General features: G+C 69.6%; 13 protein-coding genes and 1 pseudogene. 8 read left to right on the forward strand and 6 right to left on the reverse strand.

The features are described from left to right. Positions 1-678 precede the first annotated feature (678 nt). The 3 genes from PV796_RS26900 (at position 679) to PV796_RS26910 (ending at position 3,127) form a co-directional block, all read left to right on the forward strand. A complete protein-coding gene (locus PV796_RS26900; protein WP_274919409.1) occupies positions 679-1,221 on the forward strand; it encodes a hypothetical protein in 543 nt (180 codons plus the stop codon). Between the two features lie 126 nt (positions 1,222-1,347). Then, on the forward strand, positions 1,348-1,692 hold the full coding sequence (locus tag PV796_RS26905) for a hypothetical protein (RefSeq protein WP_274915966.1): 345 nt from the start codon (positions 1,348-1,350) through the stop codon (positions 1,690-1,692). Positions 1,693-2,569: 877 nt separating this feature from the next. Beyond that, positions 2,570-3,127, forward strand: coding sequence for a hypothetical protein (locus tag PV796_RS26910; protein ID WP_274915967.1), 558 nt, complete (start codon positions 2,570-2,572; stop codon positions 3,125-3,127). 753 nt (positions 3,128-3,880) lie between these two features. On the opposite strand, the gene PV796_RS26915 is transcribed toward PV796_RS26910, so the two are convergent. From PV796_RS26915 to PV796_RS26925, 3 genes and pseudogenes are all read right to left on the reverse strand, one after another. Then, a complete protein-coding gene (locus tag PV796_RS26915) occupies positions 3,881-4,045 on the reverse strand; it encodes a hypothetical protein (protein ID WP_274915968.1) in 165 nt (54 codons plus the stop codon). Between the two features lie 481 nt (positions 4,046-4,526). Next, positions 4,527-4,754, reverse strand: a pseudogene (locus PV796_RS26920) (chaplin); the annotation flags it as partial. Between the two features lie 571 nt (positions 4,755-5,325). Further along, positions 5,326-5,505, reverse strand: a complete 180-nt coding sequence (locus tag PV796_RS26925; RefSeq protein ID WP_274915969.1) for a hypothetical protein — start codon at positions 5,503-5,505, stop codon at positions 5,326-5,328. Positions 5,506-5,973: 468 nt separating this feature from the next. Between PV796_RS26925 and PV796_RS26930 the strand changes: the two genes are divergently transcribed. The 3 genes from PV796_RS26930 (at position 5,974) to PV796_RS26940 (ending at position 8,618) form a co-directional block, all read left to right on the forward strand. Continuing rightward, positions 5,974-6,264, forward strand: coding sequence for a hypothetical protein (locus PV796_RS26930; RefSeq protein WP_274915970.1), 291 nt, complete (start codon positions 5,974-5,976; stop codon positions 6,262-6,264). 295 nt (positions 6,265-6,559) lie between these two features. Further along, positions 6,560-7,156, forward strand: coding sequence for a hypothetical protein (locus PV796_RS26935; RefSeq protein WP_274915971.1), 597 nt, complete (start codon positions 6,560-6,562; stop codon positions 7,154-7,156). Between the two features lie 619 nt (positions 7,157-7,775). Next, entirely contained in the window at positions 7,776-8,618 is an 843-nt protein-coding gene (locus tag PV796_RS26940) for a class I SAM-dependent methyltransferase (protein ID WP_274915972.1), read from the forward strand. A 302-nt stretch (positions 8,619-8,920) separates the two neighbouring features. Here the strand turns inward: PV796_RS26940 and PV796_RS26945 are convergent, their stop codons facing one another. The 3 genes from PV796_RS26945 to PV796_RS26955 form a co-directional block, all read right to left on the reverse strand. Next, on the reverse strand, positions 8,921-10,018 hold the full coding sequence (locus PV796_RS26945) for a hypothetical protein (RefSeq protein WP_274915973.1): 1,098 nt from the start codon (positions 10,016-10,018) through the stop codon (positions 8,921-8,923). A gap of 129 nt (positions 10,019-10,147) precedes the next feature. Then, positions 10,148-12,979 carry a stealth conserved region 3 domain-containing protein gene (locus tag PV796_RS26950; protein ID WP_274915974.1) on the reverse strand — a complete coding sequence of 944 codons (2,832 nt, stop codon included), beginning with the start codon at positions 12,977-12,979 and terminating at the stop codon, positions 10,148-10,150. Beyond that, positions 12,979-13,974 carry a hypothetical protein gene (locus tag PV796_RS26955; RefSeq protein ID WP_274915975.1) on the reverse strand — a complete coding sequence of 332 codons (996 nt, stop codon included), beginning with the start codon at positions 13,972-13,974 and terminating at the stop codon, positions 12,979-12,981. The genes PV796_RS26950 and PV796_RS26955 overlap by 1 nt, the downstream gene beginning before the upstream one ends. A gap of 273 nt (positions 13,975-14,247) precedes the next feature. Here PV796_RS26955 and PV796_RS26960 point away from each other — a divergent pair, with 273 nt between their 5' ends. Both PV796_RS26960 and PV796_RS26965 read left to right on the forward strand, forming a co-directional pair. Next, positions 14,248-16,092, forward strand: coding sequence for a stealth family protein (locus PV796_RS26960; RefSeq protein ID WP_274915976.1), 1,845 nt, complete (start codon positions 14,248-14,250; stop codon positions 16,090-16,092). 17 nt (positions 16,093-16,109) lie between these two features. Next, on the forward strand, positions 16,110-18,146 hold the full coding sequence (locus PV796_RS26965; RefSeq protein WP_274915977.1) for a PIG-L family deacetylase: 2,037 nt from the start codon (positions 16,110-16,112) through the stop codon (positions 18,144-18,146). The last annotated feature ends 25 nt before the right edge of the window (positions 18,147-18,171 follow it).

Raw genomic sequence — 18,171 nt, forward strand, 5'->3', positions numbered from 1 at the left:
CCGACAGTTCACCCGTCCCATGCCCTTTCTTGACTGGCGGTCAGTGGGTGAATATCGCAATATCGAACTCGCGCTCTGAATATGTGTTTTGGCGTGCAAGGCCGACTTGGCCGTGATGCGTGAGCAGCTCCAGGGGCGAAGTGTGCGGCTTTCTGGTGACGGCTGGCGTGCTCGGCAACTGTTCGTCGCCGCAGGGGGGCTTGTGGTGATGTTCGTCGAGGGAAAACCGTGGACTTCCGTACTCCTCGCCGGGTGGCGGCGGAATGCCGCCGCGGGCAAACGGGTGACTGTCGGTGGCGCCCCGTGCCCCCGTCGGGGGGGAGGCTCGTTTCTACCCCGACAGGGCAGGGCGGGCTGTGGCAATGACGTCTGGAGGTCCGTCGCACGTGGTGGCGGAGAGGCGCGCCATTCGATCAACTCGCTTCATGCGTGGGCCTGTTGACTGCGTCGTGCGTGAATCGAAGGAATTGCTTTGGGCTCACCGCCCGGGGAGTGGAGGGCTGGCGTGCGCCGTGGTGATTCTTCGTCGAGGGCCGAGGGGGAGGCTTCAAGTTGCGGGCCCGACACGAATTGTGTATGGACGAAAAGCGTTGACTACTCTGGGTGTTAAATATACTCACACTAAGTAGTCGAGGGGTGTCACCTCCAACCACACGAAACCCGAGGATCAAAGGTTCCATGCGCAGACTTCAGAGTGTCGCCATCGTCATCGCAGCGGTCGGCTGCCTGTCCACTGTCGGTACCGGCGTCAGCATTGCTGACGGGTACGGCTCCGGTCCGGAGGCCGGTGCCTGGGCCGTCTCGGCATCCGCTGCAGGTGCCGCTTCGCGTGGCGGCGGGTCGGATGGCGGTCCGCAGGCTGCTCCGCAGGCGCAGGCCCCCGCCCCGCAGGCCGCCCCCCAAGCGCCCGCCCCGCAGTACGCTCCGCCGGCCCCGGTCCAGCAAGCACCCATCCAGCAGGCCCCGGTTCAGCAGGCTCCGGCCCCGCAGTACGTTCCGCAGGCCCCGGCCCAGCAGACGGCTCCGGAGAAGCGCACGAACATCGACGTCGACCAGCACACCATGTGCCGGTCGCACGACCTGAACCTCAACGTCCTCGGCCAAGCCGGGCTGCTGAACGGCGTGTTGGGCAACGCACTCAACGGCGAGGGTGCCGCGGGTGCGCAGCGCACTCACCAGGGCTCGCGCATGGGCTGCGACAACGTCGCTCTCCGCAAGTAACCGAAGGGGCTGTGGCGTCTGGTCCGTGGGCCGGATGCTGAGCGCCCTTCCGGTGTCCCTAAAGCTCGGGTGCGGACCCGCTCGTGGTGTCCGCACCCGAGCCTCAATCACAAAGGATCCCAGTACATGGTCAGTGGGAAGAAGTTCGCGGTCATTGCAGCGTTGCTGGGTGGCCTCGCCGGTACCTGTGCCGTCGGCCCCCAGGCTTACGCTGCAGACGGGAGCGGTTGCACCCGTGGCGACGCGGACGGCCGGACCTGCGTCCACAAGAAAGAGGCCAGCTTCACCACCAAGGACGGCAAGCACGTTATCGTCAGGCAGTACCAGCGGTGCCATACCTCGTCCCGGCACCGTGTGGTATTCCCTGAGAGCGGCCTCCTGGGTGGCAGGAAGTTCACGGAGGCTGGTCCTCGTATGGACTGCTCCAACAGGTTCTCGCTCCCCAAGGGGCTCAGGCGGTCGCACTTCTGACCTCCCACGACCGATGGCCGGGCCGGGTAATCCGAGCCCGGCCGTTCGTGTTTGCTCTTCGCTGCTCCGGCTGTCCAATCCGCACCCCGTGCCCGTTGGGGAAGTTCCCCCAGGCGCAAGGCGCGCCCGGCATGGGCGGCTCGCTCGCGGATCGGGCCGCCGAAGCGCCGGTGGCGGGCTTGCTCCTCGGCCCGATGCGCCAGTGCGGTCAGGTCTGCTGCGCTGTCCGCTTGGCGGTGGAGGTAGTTGTTGAGGCGTCACCGCCGAACGCCGCGGGGGTACGTGATGCGTGTGCGTCTCGCACGTGCGTAGCTCCTTGTCGTGGTTTGCTGATGGCCCACCCCGGCCGCTGACCCATCCGGGGTTTCCGCCAACCGGTGTGTGCTTCCGGGCACTTCGGCTCCCGCGTCCGAAGCGGTCGACCTCGCGCCTGGGACGGCAGCCCGTTCAAGGAGCGGACCGGGGCCGGAGCCTGAGCGCGTCCACTCGGGTCGAGCGCGTCAGTCCGTGCTCTCGCGGCACCATCGGGCGGGGCTTGCGGCCCGGTCTCCTGTGTCTGTGCAGCCAGTCGTGGCTACGGAGTTGGGGCGCCTCCGGGGCGGTCGCGCCAGCTCGCGGTGCCCCCGGCGGGGCCTGGCTCCGCTGCAGCGCATCAAGCGGAGACCGGTCCCCGGCTGGCCTCTTGGCTCGCTCTCTCATGGGGCCGAAGGGGGCGGTCTCCGGGCCGGTCGGGCAGGAGCGGGCCTCCGGTTGCGGGTCCGACACGAATTGTGTAGGGGGCGGAAATCGTTGACTACTGTGTGTGTTCCCTATACTCACATTAAGTAGTCGAGGGGTGTCACCTCCAACCACACGAAACCCGAGGATCAAAGGTTCCATGCGCAGACTTCAGAGTGTTGCCATTGTTGTCGCAGCGGTCGGCTGCCTGTCCATCGCCGGTACCGGCGTCAGCTTTGCTGACGGGTACGGCTCCGGTCCGGAAGCGGGGGCCTGGGCCGTCTCGGCATCGGCTTCCGGGGCCACCTCGCGTGGCGGCGAGTCGCACGGTCGTGAGGGGGACGGTGGCCAGCAGGCTGCCCCGCAGCTTGCTCCTCAGGCCGTGGCGCCGCAGTTCGCTCCCCAGGCCGCGGCGCCGCAGGTTGCCCCGCAACCGCAGGCTCCGGTCCAGCAGATGACCCCCCAGGCGCAGGCGCCGGCCCAGCAGGCACAGGCTCCGGCTCAGCAGATCGCCCCCCAGCCCTCCGCGCCGCAGGTTGCCCCGCAGGCTCCGGTCCAGCAGATGATCCCCCAGGCACCGGTCCAGCAGGTCGCCCCTCAGGCATCCGCGCCGCAGAGTGCTCCTCAGGCCGCGACTCCGCAGATCGCCCCGCAGGCGCAGGCCCCGGCACAGCAGGTCGTCCCGCAGACTGCCGTCCAGCAAGCGCCTGTTCGGTAATTGCCGGCCTCGTAGATCGCTGCTCCTGCCTCGGCTCCGCAGGCTTTCTCGGAGAGACCTCGGTCGCACGACCTGAGCGTCAATTTCCCAGCCCAGGCCGGGGTGCCGAAAGGCGCGTTGGGCCATGTGCTCAGCGGTGAGGGCTCTGCCGGCGCGCAATGCACTCGCCAGCGCAAGCGTACGAGCCACAACAACATCGCCCTCCGCAAGCAAACAGGAAGGGGCTGTGGTGTCCGGTCTACGGGCCGGACACCACAGCCCCTTCCGGCATTCGCATCCGCTGCTGGATGCCCACGACCGAATGGCCGGGCCAGGCAATCCCGATCCCGGCCTCACGCTGCTGAATTGATGGGGCGGTGCTTTGAAGCGACCGCCAGCGCGTGGAGGGCATTCGGTAGTTCCCCTCTGGTACGGCGTGAGTGCAACTGGCAGATACAGAGCGACGGTTCGGTGTCGATGCCGCCTGCGGAGGCTTCGGCGCGACGGCACGCGAGGGGTTCTGGCTCGGCGAGATGCTGCGCTGCGGAGGGGCAGTTGGGGGACTGGCAGGTGGTCCTGGAGGAAGTGGTCGACACAATCGCCGGCGGCGCCTGAGCGAGGAGGCCGAAGCCGGCCTTCAACGGCACGACCCCGGACCGGAACACCAGCGGCAAGTGGCCGTCCGCCACGAGCGCGAGGGGCCAGCGGGCCGGCCAGTCAGCCGGAGACCCACTTGTCGGCGCGGTACGCAACAGGGGCACGACGCACGACCCCTCATCTCCGCGTCCGGCCGATGATGTGGTCCGAGCGGATGCCGACCTGGTCGGAGAAGAGCCCTCGACGAACGGGGTTGGCGAGCGAGGTGCCCGTGATCGCCCCGGCCATGGCGACGGTCCTACCGGCGAGACCGCCCACCGACCCGGTTTGGAACAGTGACATATCCGCGGCGGATCGAAGTGCCTGCTGGACGGCAGTTCACCGACGATTGCGATGAACTGCCAGCACCGACCACCTAGCGACCCGGGCTGTGAAGTCCGGGCTCATCGACGTGCCTGGTGGAATCAGTCAATAAATTGCCACCAGGCTGTCTGATCTTCCCGGGAATGTGCACCCGGGCGTACTGCGCGGGACGCTCACGTGAAGTGACCGCTCCGCTCGCTCAGTTGACGCGAAGACGACGCCCTCGACGGTAGAGGAGGAAGCCGCCTGTCAACAGCCCGGCACTCATCACGGCCGCCAGGCGAAGCTGTTCGTCCCCACCAGTCTTTGCCAACTGCGGGTGAGCAGCAGGCACATTGACGTGGTGATGGTGGTGCATCCGAGGGGCCGGCGACCGGTGCTGAGCCGGATGTCTGTCGTGCGCCACGGGCGGCAGGTTCTCCTGCACCCGGTGGTGGGTGCGCACATGCTTCTTCGATGTGTTGGCGCAGTGGTTACCGAATGCGGGATTGAGCGCTCCGACGACGTCCACGGTGTTGCCGCACGCGTTGACCGGGATGTGAACAGGCACTTGGAGCTGGTTCCCGGACAGGACACCGGGAGACCCGGCAGCCGCCCCCTCGGCCCCGGCGTCGGCGACGGCCATACCAGCGCCGGCGAGCAGCAGGCCACTCGTGGCAACAGAAGTGGCAATGACCCTTTTGATCACGTGACTCCTCCTTGACGGTGCGGCCACATCCACGGACCGCACAACACACAACGAGGATGTGGGCCAAAAGCTCTGAATATGCCTTTTCCGTCACTCTTTCAGCTCGATGTGCATGCTCGCCCATCCACGGAGTGCCCATAGTTCCGATTCTATGAAGATTCATACTTGAATGTCATCGGCTCACGAAAGACGCTCAAGGGAATTGGCGCTCGCTCGGTGATGTCGGGGTGGGAATTCCGAGGTTGCGGATCGGCGTGCAGGTTCGGTTCGGAGGGACGGTTGCCCCGAGCGAATGGGAAGCAGGGGATCATGAGCCCCGGCCGCGCGCCGGGGGATCTCTCTGCCTGAGAATTATCGACACATCGCAACTGGTATTTAATTCACAGGAATTTGCTTCGCCCCGGTGGGGGTGAAGTGGGTGAATCTTCCAGTCGGCGGTTCGAAGGCTGAGGCAATGTGCCTGCTGGTCGCGCCCGAATGCAACAACGTGTCCGGCGAGAGTGGCAGGACTTCGCCGGACACGATGCGTCTGCCCCGCTCGACCTCGGTTGACTGAGCCAGGACGTGGAACTCAGCGTCGGTCGAGCAGCGGCAGCCGACCGAGGTGCAGGGGGCCGAGGTTGGTGACGAGCTTCAGGGGGCTGCCAAGTGCCCCTCCTAGGCCCGTACCGGTACCACCGGCATGGGCGGGTGCGGAGAGGATCCCAATGAGGGCGACGGCCCCCAGGGAAGCGGCGAGTGCACGACGCATAGTGGCTCCTGCTTCATTGCGTGGCCTTGATTTGTTGCCGGCACAGGTCACCCTGGCACTTCAAGCGAGGCGGAGTCCCTGGTCCACGCCAAGCAATCACCTGATCGCGCGAGCGCGGGAAGTGCGAACAGGATTTCGTCGGGACGGCGAAAGAAACGGCTTGGTTCTCATGCTCCTCAAAAGTCCCGCTCGGGCAATGGGGAGAAAGGTCGAAGGCTGTAGGGTGCGAGTGATGTGCCGTTCGCTTGAACGTTGTGTGATTCATGCGGCCGAATGGTTGATTGTTGTGCGGTTGTTGCGCTTGCGGGAGACTTTCGGGCGCGCAAAACACAACCCATGACAAATCAAAAACCGACATCATACAATCCGGCGCGTCGTGCGGCGACTTCGCGCACGGTTCGCATTAACCTCCCAGCTGTACGAAGTCCGTACGCATCGGCCTCATTCGCTCAATCCACCGGAGAAAAAATGCGCATGCTTCACAAGGCCGCTGTCGTTGCCGCCGCCCTCGGCAGCATCAGCATCCTCGGCGCCAGCACCGCCTACGCCGACGGCGACATGGGCGGTCGCGGCGCCCGCTTCGACATCAGGCAGAGTGCCTCGTGCCGGTCGCACGACACCAACCTCGATGTCCTCGGCGAGGTCGGTATCGGGAACGGCCTGGGTGGCAACCTGCTGGGCGGCGAGGGTGCGCCGGGCGCACAGAACACCCACATGGGTTCGACCATGGGCTGCACCAACAGCGCATTCAGCAAGTAGGCGCGGTAAGTAGCGCCCGCTCCGGCGCCGGGTCTCGGACCTGGCGCCGGAGCTCTTTTGGTTCCTCCTGGGGCCCAGCCGTCCGTCGTCTGCCCGGGGGCGCGTGCGGCAGTTCTTGAGCAGGGCCTGGCGGCGCCATCGCCCTTGATGGCGTCTCCGGCGCTCCGTCCGTCGCCGCGCATCTCCCGTTGTCGCACGACGAGTTGGTGGGGCGCGCAGTAGCCGAGGATGGCGAGGGGCCGGACCGGGCCGTCGCCGACGCCCGGGTGCAGAGCTCGACCCTATGCTGACGGTCGTGCAGGTACTGGGTTTGAGCAGTGAGGACGAGATGGTCGCCTGCTTCTTGCGCGGCGAACTGTCCAGCCGGAGGTTCGGCCAGAACCTCCGGTCCCACCTGGCGGCAGCCGGGCGGGCCGAGCGCTTGCTGACGCATCCGGACCTCTCCGACGCCGGAGCGAACCTGGCACGTCGCGCTCTGCTCGCCGCGGTGCGCGGGTACGGCGAGGACCGTGATCTGTTCGAGAACTTCCCCGCTCAGGTCGCCTGGACCAGGGCGCTGCTGACCGCCGGCGAGGCGGCCAGCGTGCGCTACCTCGACTATTCCTACTGGGTCGAACTATCGGGTGGCAGCCGTCGACCGACCGACGCGGCCGCACGCATCAAGGCAGGGTTACGGGCGTTCGACGTGCCCAACGAACCTTTCGTCGAAGCAGCCCACGCACTCGTCAGGGGCGAGCGGTTTCCTCCGCTCATCCTCGTCGGCGAGAGACAGGACAGCCTGGTCTGCCTTGAGGGCCACCTGCGCCTGACCGCCCACGCCCTCGTTGGCTTCCCGACGGACATCGAGTGCCTGATCGGCACCGCGCCGACCATGGGACGTTGGGCGCGGTAGTCCAGTCGCGCCGGGCTCTCGGCGCTCCGAATTGATCTGGTTGAGGACAAGTGGGGTTCTGTCAGCCGGACTTGCGGCATCACGGCGCGAGGAGCTTCGAGGGGAACTTCTTCCGCTGGCGGGTCGTCCTTGTCCACCCGTCGGTCGTTCACGGCGGTGCCCTGGCCTCGGCCGATCCAGCCGCGGTGATCATAGTCCGGGCCTGGTGGTGGCCGTTGTGGACTGTGAGACGTCGGTGGGCGGAATCGGTCTCGGCAGCCAACTCGACCGCGCACTGGTTGACTTGAGAGCGGGTCCGTGACTTCCCGACGCGCGTTGTGTGCGCGGGCCTGATCGGAGTCCGTCACGGGACCATCGGGGAAGGTGCGCCCTCCTTGCCCCCGCCGATCCACGGGCTCCGAGCATCGCTCTCGACGGCCAGCGTCAATTCCACGTCGTCCGCGGCTACTTACACGTCCGGTAGGCGAGGCGGAGAGTCGCTAGCGTGTCGGGCCAATTCACGGCGAGAGGCCGGTCATACCTTGGACATCGGCGAGCCGCTCCGTACGACTTCGCCGGGCAACTTACCTTGAGCCACTCCATCCGTTGTGGTCGGCTGTGCCGAGGCAGGAGTAGTTCGATGGACCGTGGCTCCGGTGCTGGGTGTGCCGTCACCCTGAGCGGTGTTCCAGAGATGTTGCTGTGGAATCTGTATCAGCGTGCGGGGGAGGCAGGCCGTTCGCGACCGGTACTTCATGACCCCAAAGCCGTGGAACTGGTTGAAGAGCTCGACTACCCCTTCGAGAGGAACTTCGGGAGACCGGTCGACCTCGTTGCGCAAGGCCATGCGTTGCGAGTCCGTACGTTCGATGACGCGGTGCGGGACTTCCTGGCCGCCCACCCTTACGGCACCGTTGTTCAGCTGGCTGAGGGGCTGGAAACTCAGTTCTGGCGTTGCGACAACGGCCGTGCCCAGTGGCTGGGTGTCGAGCTCCCGGAGACTGCCGAGCTGCGTTGGTCCTTGCTCCCGGATGGTGATCGCCGACGCACCATTGCCTGTTCGGCGCTCGACCTTTCTTGGTGCGACGAGGTCGACCGGTCACGAGGAGTGCTCATCACCGCTCAGGGGCTCCTGATGTACCTACACCCTTTCCAGGTAAGGGACTTGATTGCAGGGTGCGCTCAAGCGTTTCCCGGGGGCTCCCTCGTTTTCGACACCGTGCCCCGCTGGTTCAGCAACCGTACGCTGACCGGCGCCGTGCGCAACAAACGAGGCTTTACGGCGCCGCCCATGCCGTGGGGAATCAACCGCAGCGAACTCTCACGGGTGCGCACTGCGCATCCGGCCGTCACCACGGTCCGTCAGCTTCTGCCGCCCGCAGGACGAGGCGTCTACCACGGCGCAGTGGCTCCCGCCCTCAGCCGAATCGGGATCCGTAACGCTCTGGTGCTGGTGACGGCGGTCGCGAACTTCGCAGATTAGCGTGAACGGACAACGCGCTGAAGAAACCCGATAGTTGTCCTTCTGCACTCTCACTCTGGAGCGGAGCGCAGACCCGGCTCGTGACCCTCGACAGGAAAGGGCAGCGAGTTGTGTGCGGTGTTCCAGTCGAAGTCGGCCTCGCGGTAGGAATTCGGGAAGGCGAAGAGGGTTGGAATTTCGATGACTCGACGGATGGGGCGCCCGCGATGCGCGGTAAGCGCCCGAAGGTTGATTGCGAAGTCCCTACGGGAGGAAGGGACGTAGACGGCGGAGGGCGGCGAGGGTGACCGCAAGGGGGCGTGTTAGCCGGTCTTTTGGGCTTCCAGTTGTTGGATGAGGAGGAGCAGGTTGGCGGGGGCGGCGGTGAGGCGGACGGGGGTGCCGTCGTCGAGGAGGTCGGCGACGTACCAGTCGGTGGGGACGGTCTCCTCGTCTCGGTGGGGGCCGCGTATCGCCTGGACGGTGAGGCGGTCGGTGGGGATCTCCTTGGCGGCGAGGCGGCCGGGGCCGTTGTGGGGGACCACCGCCATGGGGCCGGCGCCGAGGACGATGTGGGAGCCCATGTGGTGGGGGTTGTACGGGGTTTCGTCCAGGAAGTAGGCGCGGAGGAAGGCGTCTTCGCCGTCGGGTAGTGGGCGCGGGGCGACGGGTCGGGCCCGGCCGCTGAGGTGCCAGGCCAGCAGGATGAGGGCGAGGACGGCGATGGTGCAGACGGCGCCCACCAGTTCCGCGGTGGGCGGGCTCGGTCGGAGGCCGGCCATCGGGAGCGTCCAGGCCGCGGTGGCGGCGAGGGGGAGGAGGAAGGCGAGGCCGTTGGGTTCTGCCGGGTGGCCCGGGCCGACGGGCTGCCCCCGGCGTTGGGGCCGGGGTCGGGCCAGCACGCCGATGGTGCAGCCGGTGATGAGGAGGAGACCGAAGGCGAGGCCGACGGCCAGGTCGCCGGGGCGTGGCACGGCGTCGAGGTCGCTGGTGTGCTGCTGTGCGGTGGTGATCCGCATCAAATGGCCGCGCCACCAGGTCAGGGTGGTGCGGTCGCCGGGGGCGTAGTAGGCACCGGGATCGAATTCGACGTCCAGCCGGTCCATCGGCTCGGCGTCGCGGAAGTACAGGCGGAGGACGGAGTGGCGGGCCCGGCCCTCACCCCTCTGCTGCGTCTCAAGGCGCTCGACGACCCCGGGCAGGGTGGTCAGACAGTCCGCGCGCACGTCGGCCGCGGCGGTGGTCGGACAGGGGGTCGCGGCCCGCCACTCCCGCGCCCGCCGTTCCTCCGGGGCCAGGCCGAACGTGGCGACGCATCCGGCGCCGACAAGCGTCAGCAGGCAGAGGAGCAGGGGTACCAGCCGCGTCGAGACGAAGCGTCCGGTCCGTGGGCGGGCGGCGGAGGGGCTCGTGACGTGCATGCGGGCGATTCTCCCCGGGTCGGCCTTCGGGCTCGATGGTGATCGGGTGCTGCGCGCCGGAGCAGGGGTGTCCGGGGTGTGCACGAGCGCCTCCGACCCGGCGCTTCGGCCGGGTCGGAGGCGCGGTCGTCAGCTTCGCTCGAACGGCGAGCGGACCGGGAAGTACGCGCCGAGGAAGGCGCGTAGGACGCGGTCCTGCTCGTCGGCGGGGACCTCGGCGTCGGCCGACTCGCCGATGCAGAAGACGCTGTGGCTGCGGCTGGCCAGCATGCGGCTGAGGCGGGTGTGATGGGTGTAGTCGCCGGCGTTGACGAACGAGCAGGACAGGGTCGCCGGGGTGGAACGGCCGGTCAGATAGCCGTAGTGGTGGTGGAGGGAGGAGGCGACGGACAGGTCCGTGGTCGCCCGGAAACGGCTGGCCGCGGTGGTGGTGATCTCCTTAGGGAACTTCTCGGCGAGCTCCGCCAGGACGCTGCGCCGCAGCGGGTGCGGGGCGTGCAGGAAGCCGTGGGTGGCGGTGCGGTCGTACTCGCGCCGCAGCAGGCCGCGGTTGTTCTTGGCCGCGGCGAAGTAGCCCTCGTCGTCCTCGGACAGCGCGCTGGGCGGGACGGCGGTGGGCGAACGGAAGAAGTGCGCCGTGCCGTTGCTGGTGAAGAACGCGTTCGGGGTGAGCGGGCGGCCGAGGAAGACGTCGTCGTTGAAGTAGAGGAAGTGTTCGGCCAGGCCGTCGATGCGGTGGAGTTGGCTTTCGATGGCGTGGGAGTTGAAGGTGGGCAGGTGGGTGGGGTCGGCGAAGATCTCGCGGTGGCTGACGACCTTGATGCCGGGTTGGGTGGTGTCGAGCCAGGCGGGGGTCTGGTCGTCGGTGACGAGGTAGATGTTGCGGACCCAGGGGGCGTACATCGCCAACGAGCGCAGCGAGTACCGCAGTTCGTCGCGGTTGCGGAAGCGGACGTCGCCGCTGTCGGCGCCGCCGTCGGCCAGGCCCGCGGCGCGCTTGGCACCGTCCCGACGCTCGCGCCACTGGGGGTCGGTGTCGTCGACCCAGGTGTAGACGACGTCGATGGGGAAGGTCACGTCCCACATCAGGCGGTCGGTGAAGGCGGCCATCGTGGGGTGGTCGCGCTCGCCGACGCGGAGGGTGGCGTCCGCCGCCAGCGAGGGCAGGCGCGGGCCGAGCAGGGTGGAGCCGCGGGGCGTGCTGCGCCAGCCGGGCATCTCCTCGTCCTCGGCGTTCTCGGTCCAGAACTCCACGGTGCAGCCGTACGCGGGCCCGTAGCGCAGGGTGCGGCTCTCGGTGGTCAGCGGCTTGAAGACGCGCACGCCGGCCACCTCGCCGACCTCGCGCAGCCGCTCCGCGAGCACGGCGCCGGGCGCGGCCCCGCGCGGGGTGATCAACTCCGCGTAGACGGGCTTGCCGTGGAGTTCGGTGGCGAGCGCCGTGAGGGCCTGTTCGCGGCGCTCGACCTCGACGGCGACGCGGTAGTTGGTGCCGCCGTCGCGCAGCAGGACGTAGGGGACGGCGTGCGCGGTCAGTGCGGAGGCGGCGATCTCCAGGTTCCACTCGGCCATGCGCGGCGCGAGGACGTCGTCGCGGACCTCGGCCAGGCGGCCGGCGGAGCGCACCAGGCTGCCGGTGCGGTCCTGGGCCTGGAGGAGGACCTCGCGGGCCTTCTGCTCGTCCGCGGAGCCGGCCAACGCGCTGATCGGCGCGGCCACGTTGAAGCTGCGGCTGCCGCCGGCGGCAATCCGGCGGGCGGTGCGGTCGGCGCGGTCGGCCAGCCGCCGCGGGTCGTCGCGGCGCGCCACCAGGCGGGCGAAGAGCTCCTCCCACTGAGCGGTGATCCGCTCGGCGCCGAAGCGCTCGTGGACGCCCTCGCGGGCAGCTTGGCCGTACGCGCGGCGGGTGGCGTCGTCCGACATCAGCTTGTCCATGGCGACGGCCAGGGAGTCCTTGTCGCCGGGCGGGACGAGCAGGCCGTCGACGCCGTGCCGGACGATCTCGGCGGGGCCGGTGACGATGTCGTAGGCGATGACCGGTACGCCGGCGGCGAAGACCTCCAGCAGCACCAGCGGGAACGCCTCGTTACGGGAGGGCAGCAGGGCCAGGCCGGCCTTGGCCCACTCGTGCTCCATCTCCGAGGAACGGCCCAGGAGTTGGACCCGGTCGTGCAGCGCCAGGCCGTCGATGAGGCGGCGCAGCCGCACCTCCTGCGGGCCGTCGCCGAAGATCCGCATCGTCCAGTCGGGATGCTGGTCGGCGAGGGTGGCGAACGCCTCGATGGCGTGGTCGAGCTGCTTCTCCGGCGTCATCCGGGCGGCCAGCACGATGGTCTTGCCGTCCAGGTCGGAGCGGGGGCGGAAGCCACCGGGGACGGCGTTGGGAAGGTGCGCCAACTCGGGGGCGGTCGCGCCGAGGGAGTCGGCGAACCAGTCGTTGGTGCGCTCGGTCAGCGAGACCAGGGCGTCGATGCGGGGCGCGTACACCAGCAGCGGTTCGCCGGAGACGTCGCGCAGTTGGGAGGCGCGGTGCTCCTGGTGGACGGTGATCACGCGGGAGGGCACCAGCTCGGCCGCGGCGGCCATCAGCGCGGGCGTGGTGGTGACCAGGACGTCGGTGTCCAGCGAGCCGAGCGCGGCGGCCATCTCGACGTCGGTGAGCCGGTCGAAGGTGGACTCCCAGGTGGGCTTGATGAGTTCGCTGGGCAGGGACGTCAGCGTGCGGCACGCCTGCTCGTCCAGTCCGCTGTCGCGCACCGGGCGGCCGTAGGGGCCGGTGCGGTCGACCAGGTAGCGCCGGGGTATCGCGCGGCCGGCGGTGAAGAAGGGTTCCTCGCGCGTCTTGAGGACGCTGAGGACCTCGACCTCGTGGCGCGGGGCCAGATGTGCCGCCTGGGTGTAGGTGGCCATCTCCGTGCCACCCATCTCGTCGCCCCAGGTGAGCAGGAACGTGATCTTCATCAGGCGGTTTCCTCGGTGGTGGTGAAGGGGGCGCAGCTGACCGCGAAGGTTCCGGCCGCGGAGAGATGGGCGTGCACGCGCAGCAGCGCGCCGTCGTCCGTGGCGATCGTCCGGAACGGGGTGCGGAAGACCTTCTTGGGGCGGCGCACGTCGGTCAGTCGACGCGCGAGCTTGAGACGGGCGCGCCCGTGGCGGAGTTGGAAATCCCACACCCGCTGGGTCCGGGTGCCGCGGGTCATGGCGGCGAGCGGCACGTCGAAGGTGAAGCGGTCGCCGTCCCAGGTGGGGGTGGCGGCGACGACCGTGCCGGAGCCGCGGCGCACCGCCTCCGCGGTGTAGTCGGCGTGCGGGGCGCCGGCGGCGAGCAGCCGGCCGTGCACGGTGATCCGGTCCCAGCGCAGGTCGAAGCGGAGCAACTCGGCGTGCTCGCGCGGCCCGACGACCTTGATCATGGCGTGGCCGTCGACGGACCGCACCGGCCGGAACGTGGCACCGCTGGTGGCGCTGGGCGGGTTGGGGAGGGTGGGGCCGTCCGCGGCCGGTGCGTCGGGGGCCGCGATCCCGCAGCGGGTCTGCTGGCCCCGCGCGTCGACCACGACGACGGTCAACCGCCAGATGCCGTCGTCGAGTCGGGGGCCGGGGACGCCGGGCTCGTCGCGGCGCGCGTGGCGCAGCGCAGCGGTGGCGGTGAGCAGGAGCTGGCCGTCCGGCTGCGGCTCCCGCGCGAGCGGAACGGTCCGCTGCCGTCCCCGGCGCTCCAGGACGAGGCGGGCCTCCGCGACGTCGGCGGCGCCTCGGGGCCAGGGCACCGCGATGTTGAGGGTGCGGCCGGCGAGGACCGAGAGGTGGGTCGGGGGGAGGGTCGGCCGGGGGCGGGCGCGCGTGCCGAGCGCCGGCACGGTGTTGATCTGCTCCACGCGACGGCGGACGCGGCCCGCGGTGCGGCGGGCACGCTTGGCCGCCGCCACTGCGTGGGACAGCAGGGCTTCACTCATGGCGCTTCGTCATCTCTCCTCGTGGCCCGGTGGCCGGGGCTCAGTGTCAAGCATGTGCATGGCGCGGGCAAAAAATTTCGCGTGATTCAGCATGATCAAGTGACTCAAATCACCCATGCCGCATGGATCCCCCTCGCCCCATTCGCCCTCTTCCGAGGCGTTGACGGAAGATCGCTCGAATGTTCATTTACTTCTCATGTTAAAGGTAGTGTATTGGTAAATTTTTGGTGTTAGAGGGCGAAATCGTCTTCGTGGACCGGGGGATCAAGAGGAATGAAGCAGATCGACAGCGCGCGGCCCACGGAGCGGAGCGCAGCACCCAGCAGGCCCGAGCCCGAACCCAAGCCGCGCACGACCGGCGCGGTCCCTGGGGGTGACGGCGGCGTCAACACCGAGGCATCGCCCCTCGTCGCCGTCTACCGCAAGGTCCTGCCCAAGCGGGTGCGCCGTGCGATAGCCGGCCGGTACTCGCCCGAAATGCGGCGCAACGTCAAGCGGTTCGTCACCGCTGACGCCCTCGGCCGCAACGTCCAGCGGCTGCGCTGCGCCGGCCTCACCGCCAGGCGCCGCGTGCTGATCGACGCCGCGGAAGGCGTCGTGCTGGCCGTCGACGGTCGCGCCCGGATCGCCTGCGTCGACGAACGCCTCTCGCCCGAATCGGCCCGGCGCGCCAACGTCGGTGCCGTGACCGCCGCGTTGGAGCGCGCCGACGTCGACCACTTCTGCGTCCGCGGGCCGGAGGCCGGCGGCACCACCGTCGCCGTCGCCGCCGACGACCGGGAGCGCGCGCTGGCCGCCCTCGAAGACCTCAGCCGCACGCTGCCCCTCTACCTCGGCCCCCAGGGCGAGGAGCGCGACCGGGTCACCCCCGCCTACCGGCCCGCCCCGTGGCGACGCAGTGCCAAGAGCACGACGCTGCGCCTGTTTTGGTACCGCACCGAGCCGACCCACCGGCTCGTCCTCGGCCCCGAACACGGCTGCACCATCGAGTTCTGGAAGCGCGAGGGCGACCGGTTGACCGCCCCGCGGCGCAACCCCATCACCGACTCCGTCCCCGCCGACGCGCCCTTCCTCCGCGTCCCCGTGGCCGCCTTCACCGCGCCCCACGGCACCCGCGACGCCTCACCCGTGACCGTGCGCACCCGCGAGGAGTTCACCACCGAGGTCCCGCAGGACATCCCGTTCCCCGTCGACGTCGTCTACACCTGGGTCGACGGCGCCGACCCCGCGTGGCAGCGCCGCCGCGCGGGGTTCGCCGGCACCGCGTACCACGAAGAGGCCGCCAACGCCGCGCGCTACGCCAACCACGACGAACTGCGGTACTCGCTGCGCTCGTTGGCGATGTACGCCCCCTGGGTCCGCAACATCTACCTCGTCACCGACGACCAGACCCCCGCCTGGCTCGACACCACCCAACCCGGCATCAAGGTCGTCAGCCACCGCGAGATCTTCGCCGACCCCACCCACCTGCCCACCTTCAACTCCCACGCCATCGAAAGCCAACTCCACCGCATCGACGGCCTGGCCGAACACTTCCTCTACTTCAACGACGACGTCTTCCTCGGCTCCGAGCGGGCGCCCAAGGACTTCTTCCTCGCCAACGGGCTGACCAAGTTCTTCCCCTCGCCCGCGCTGGTCCCGCTCGGACCGCCCTCGCCGCAGGACGTACCGGTCTCCATCGCGGGGAAGAACAACCGCGCGCTGATACAGGAACGGTTCGGCACCACCCCCGTCAGCAAGATGCGGCACGTCCCGCACGCGCTGACCCGCAGCGTCCTCGCCGAGATCGAGCGGGAGTTCGGCGAGCAGCACCGCAGCACCGCCGCCCAGCGGTTCCGCAGCGGCAGCGACATCGCCATCCCCTCGTCGCTCTACCACTACTACGCCTTCCACACCCGGCGCGCCCTGCCCGGTGAAGTGGAGTACGTCTACCTCGACGTCTCCCACCCCAACACCGCAAACCGGCTGGACCGGCTCCTCCTCAAGCGCGACAAGGGGGTGTTCTGCCTCAACGACACCCTCTCCACGGAGGACGACTTCGACCGCAGCACCGCCCTGCTGCGCCCCTTCCTGGAGTCCTACTTCCCGGTCCCCAGCCGCTTCGAACGACCCCTTTGACCTGCAAGAGAGCTTCCGTGCGCCTACAGCCCACCCGCCGCACCCTCGTCGCCGGCCTCGTCGCCCTCACCGCGGCGGGATGCGGCGGCGCACCGCGGACGGCCTCCCTGCCGGCCGCCAAACGCGGCGCGGTGGCGGCCGCCGAGGACGGTCAGAACGGCAGCCGGGTCATGCAGGTCCTCGCCCACCCGGACGACGACCTGTACTTCATGAACCCGGAGGTCCAGCAGACCATCGGCGCCAACGCCCAGATCGTCAGCGTCTACCTCAACTGCGGTGAGACCGGCGGCGTCAACAAGGTGCCCGGTCAGCCGCGCCCCAAGCCCGACCTCGCCGCCTACGCCGGCTCCCGGCGCCAGGGCCTGCGCCAGGCGTACGCCCTGATGGCCACCGGCAACCCCGAAGCGCCCTGGCGGATGGAGGCGTTGGCGCTGCCCGACGGCACGCTCATCGAGGTGAACACCCTGGACGGCCACGCCGGCATCCAACTGGTCTTCCTGGGCGTCCGCCAGCACTCCCTCCCGCAGTACGGACGCAAGCGCGGCCTGCCCCACCTGTGGGCGGACCCCACCATGGTCACCAGCACCCTGGTCAGCACCGCGTCCCCCGTCCGCACCTCCCACCAGATCACCCGGGCCGGCCTGATCGACGCCCTGGTCCACCTCCTCAACCGCTACCGACCCACGCTCGTACGGACGTTGGACCCGGACCCGGACATGCAGGTGCACGACGCACGGCACCGGCTCCACCACGACCAGCCCGGCTACTCCGACCACCCGGACCACACCGCCGCCGCGCTGTTCACCTACGCCGCCCTGGCCCGCTACGAGGGCCCCGGGGGCGGCCGCCTGCACGCCGTCACCGCCTACCGCGGCTACTACAACGAACGCTGGCCGGACAACCTCCCCACCCAGCTCATCCGCGCCAAGGCCCAGGTCCTCAACGCCTATGGCGGCACCCCGGGTTCGTGCGGCTTCCCGGCCGGCTGCGGCGACTACGACGTCGGCCAGAACCGCTCCTACCGGACCGGCTGGCTCCAGCGCACCACCCTGCGCTACCCGACCGCGGCCCCGCAGGTGCAGCAGGCCCCCGACGGGCGGCTGACCGCGTTCGCCGTCCTCGCCGGGCGGGCCGTCATGTGGCGGGAAACCGGGCGGGGCAGCGGGCGTTGGACCAACCCCACGCCGCTGGACGGCACCGGACTGCTACCGGGCCTGCGCGCACTGCTGACCCCGGACGGCCGCTGGCAGCTCTTCGCCGAACGCATCGCCGCCCTGGGCCCCACCGCCCGGGACAACCGGCGCGAGCTGGTGATGACCGAACAGCCGCGTCCCGGCGGGGCGTTCGCCGCCTGGTCCAGCCTCGGCACGCCCGACCACGACCCGGACCACGGCCGCCGGGTCGGCGGCCCCGTCGCGGTCCGCACCACCGACGGCACGACATGGCTGTTCGCCCGCAACTGGGCCAAGTCCGTCGCCGTCCGCCAGCGGCACCCCGACGGCCACTGGGACGACTGGACACACCTGGAGGCGGCCGAGGTCCAGGAGGGACTGAGCGCGGTCACCGACACCCAGGGGCGCGTCCACGTCTTCGGCACCGGACACAGCACCGTGCACCACTGGCAACAGGAGCGCGCCGGCGGCCCGTTCTTCCTCCGCCGCACCGGCCTGCCGACCCCGGCCGACCCGCCCACCGCACTGGCCCGGCCCGACGGATCGGTCCTCCTGGCCTACCGCGCCGCCAAGTCCGCCCGCCCGCTCGTCTACCGGCTGCCCGCCGACGGCCGGACCTGGCGCACCGAGGGCTTGGAACTGGCCGCCCGCGGCTACGGCCCGCTCGTCCTGCACCCCACCCGCGACGGGGTGCTCCTGGCGGCCCGCAACAACGACGGCACCACCAGCCTGGCCACCCTCGGCACCCCGCAGGCACCCCGATGGCGCACCCTCACCGGCGCGCTGACCGGCACGGCCGCCCTGGCCACCGACGCCCTGCAGCGCCCCGTCCTCGCCCGGCTCGCCCCCGACGCGACCCTCAAGACGGCCCTGGTGCAGTGACCGCAACCGGGTGTTGACCCCGCTC

The organism is Streptomyces sp. WZ-12 (genome assembly GCF_028898845.1).
Taxonomy (GTDB): domain Bacteria; phylum Actinomycetota; class Actinomycetes; order Streptomycetales; family Streptomycetaceae; genus Streptomyces.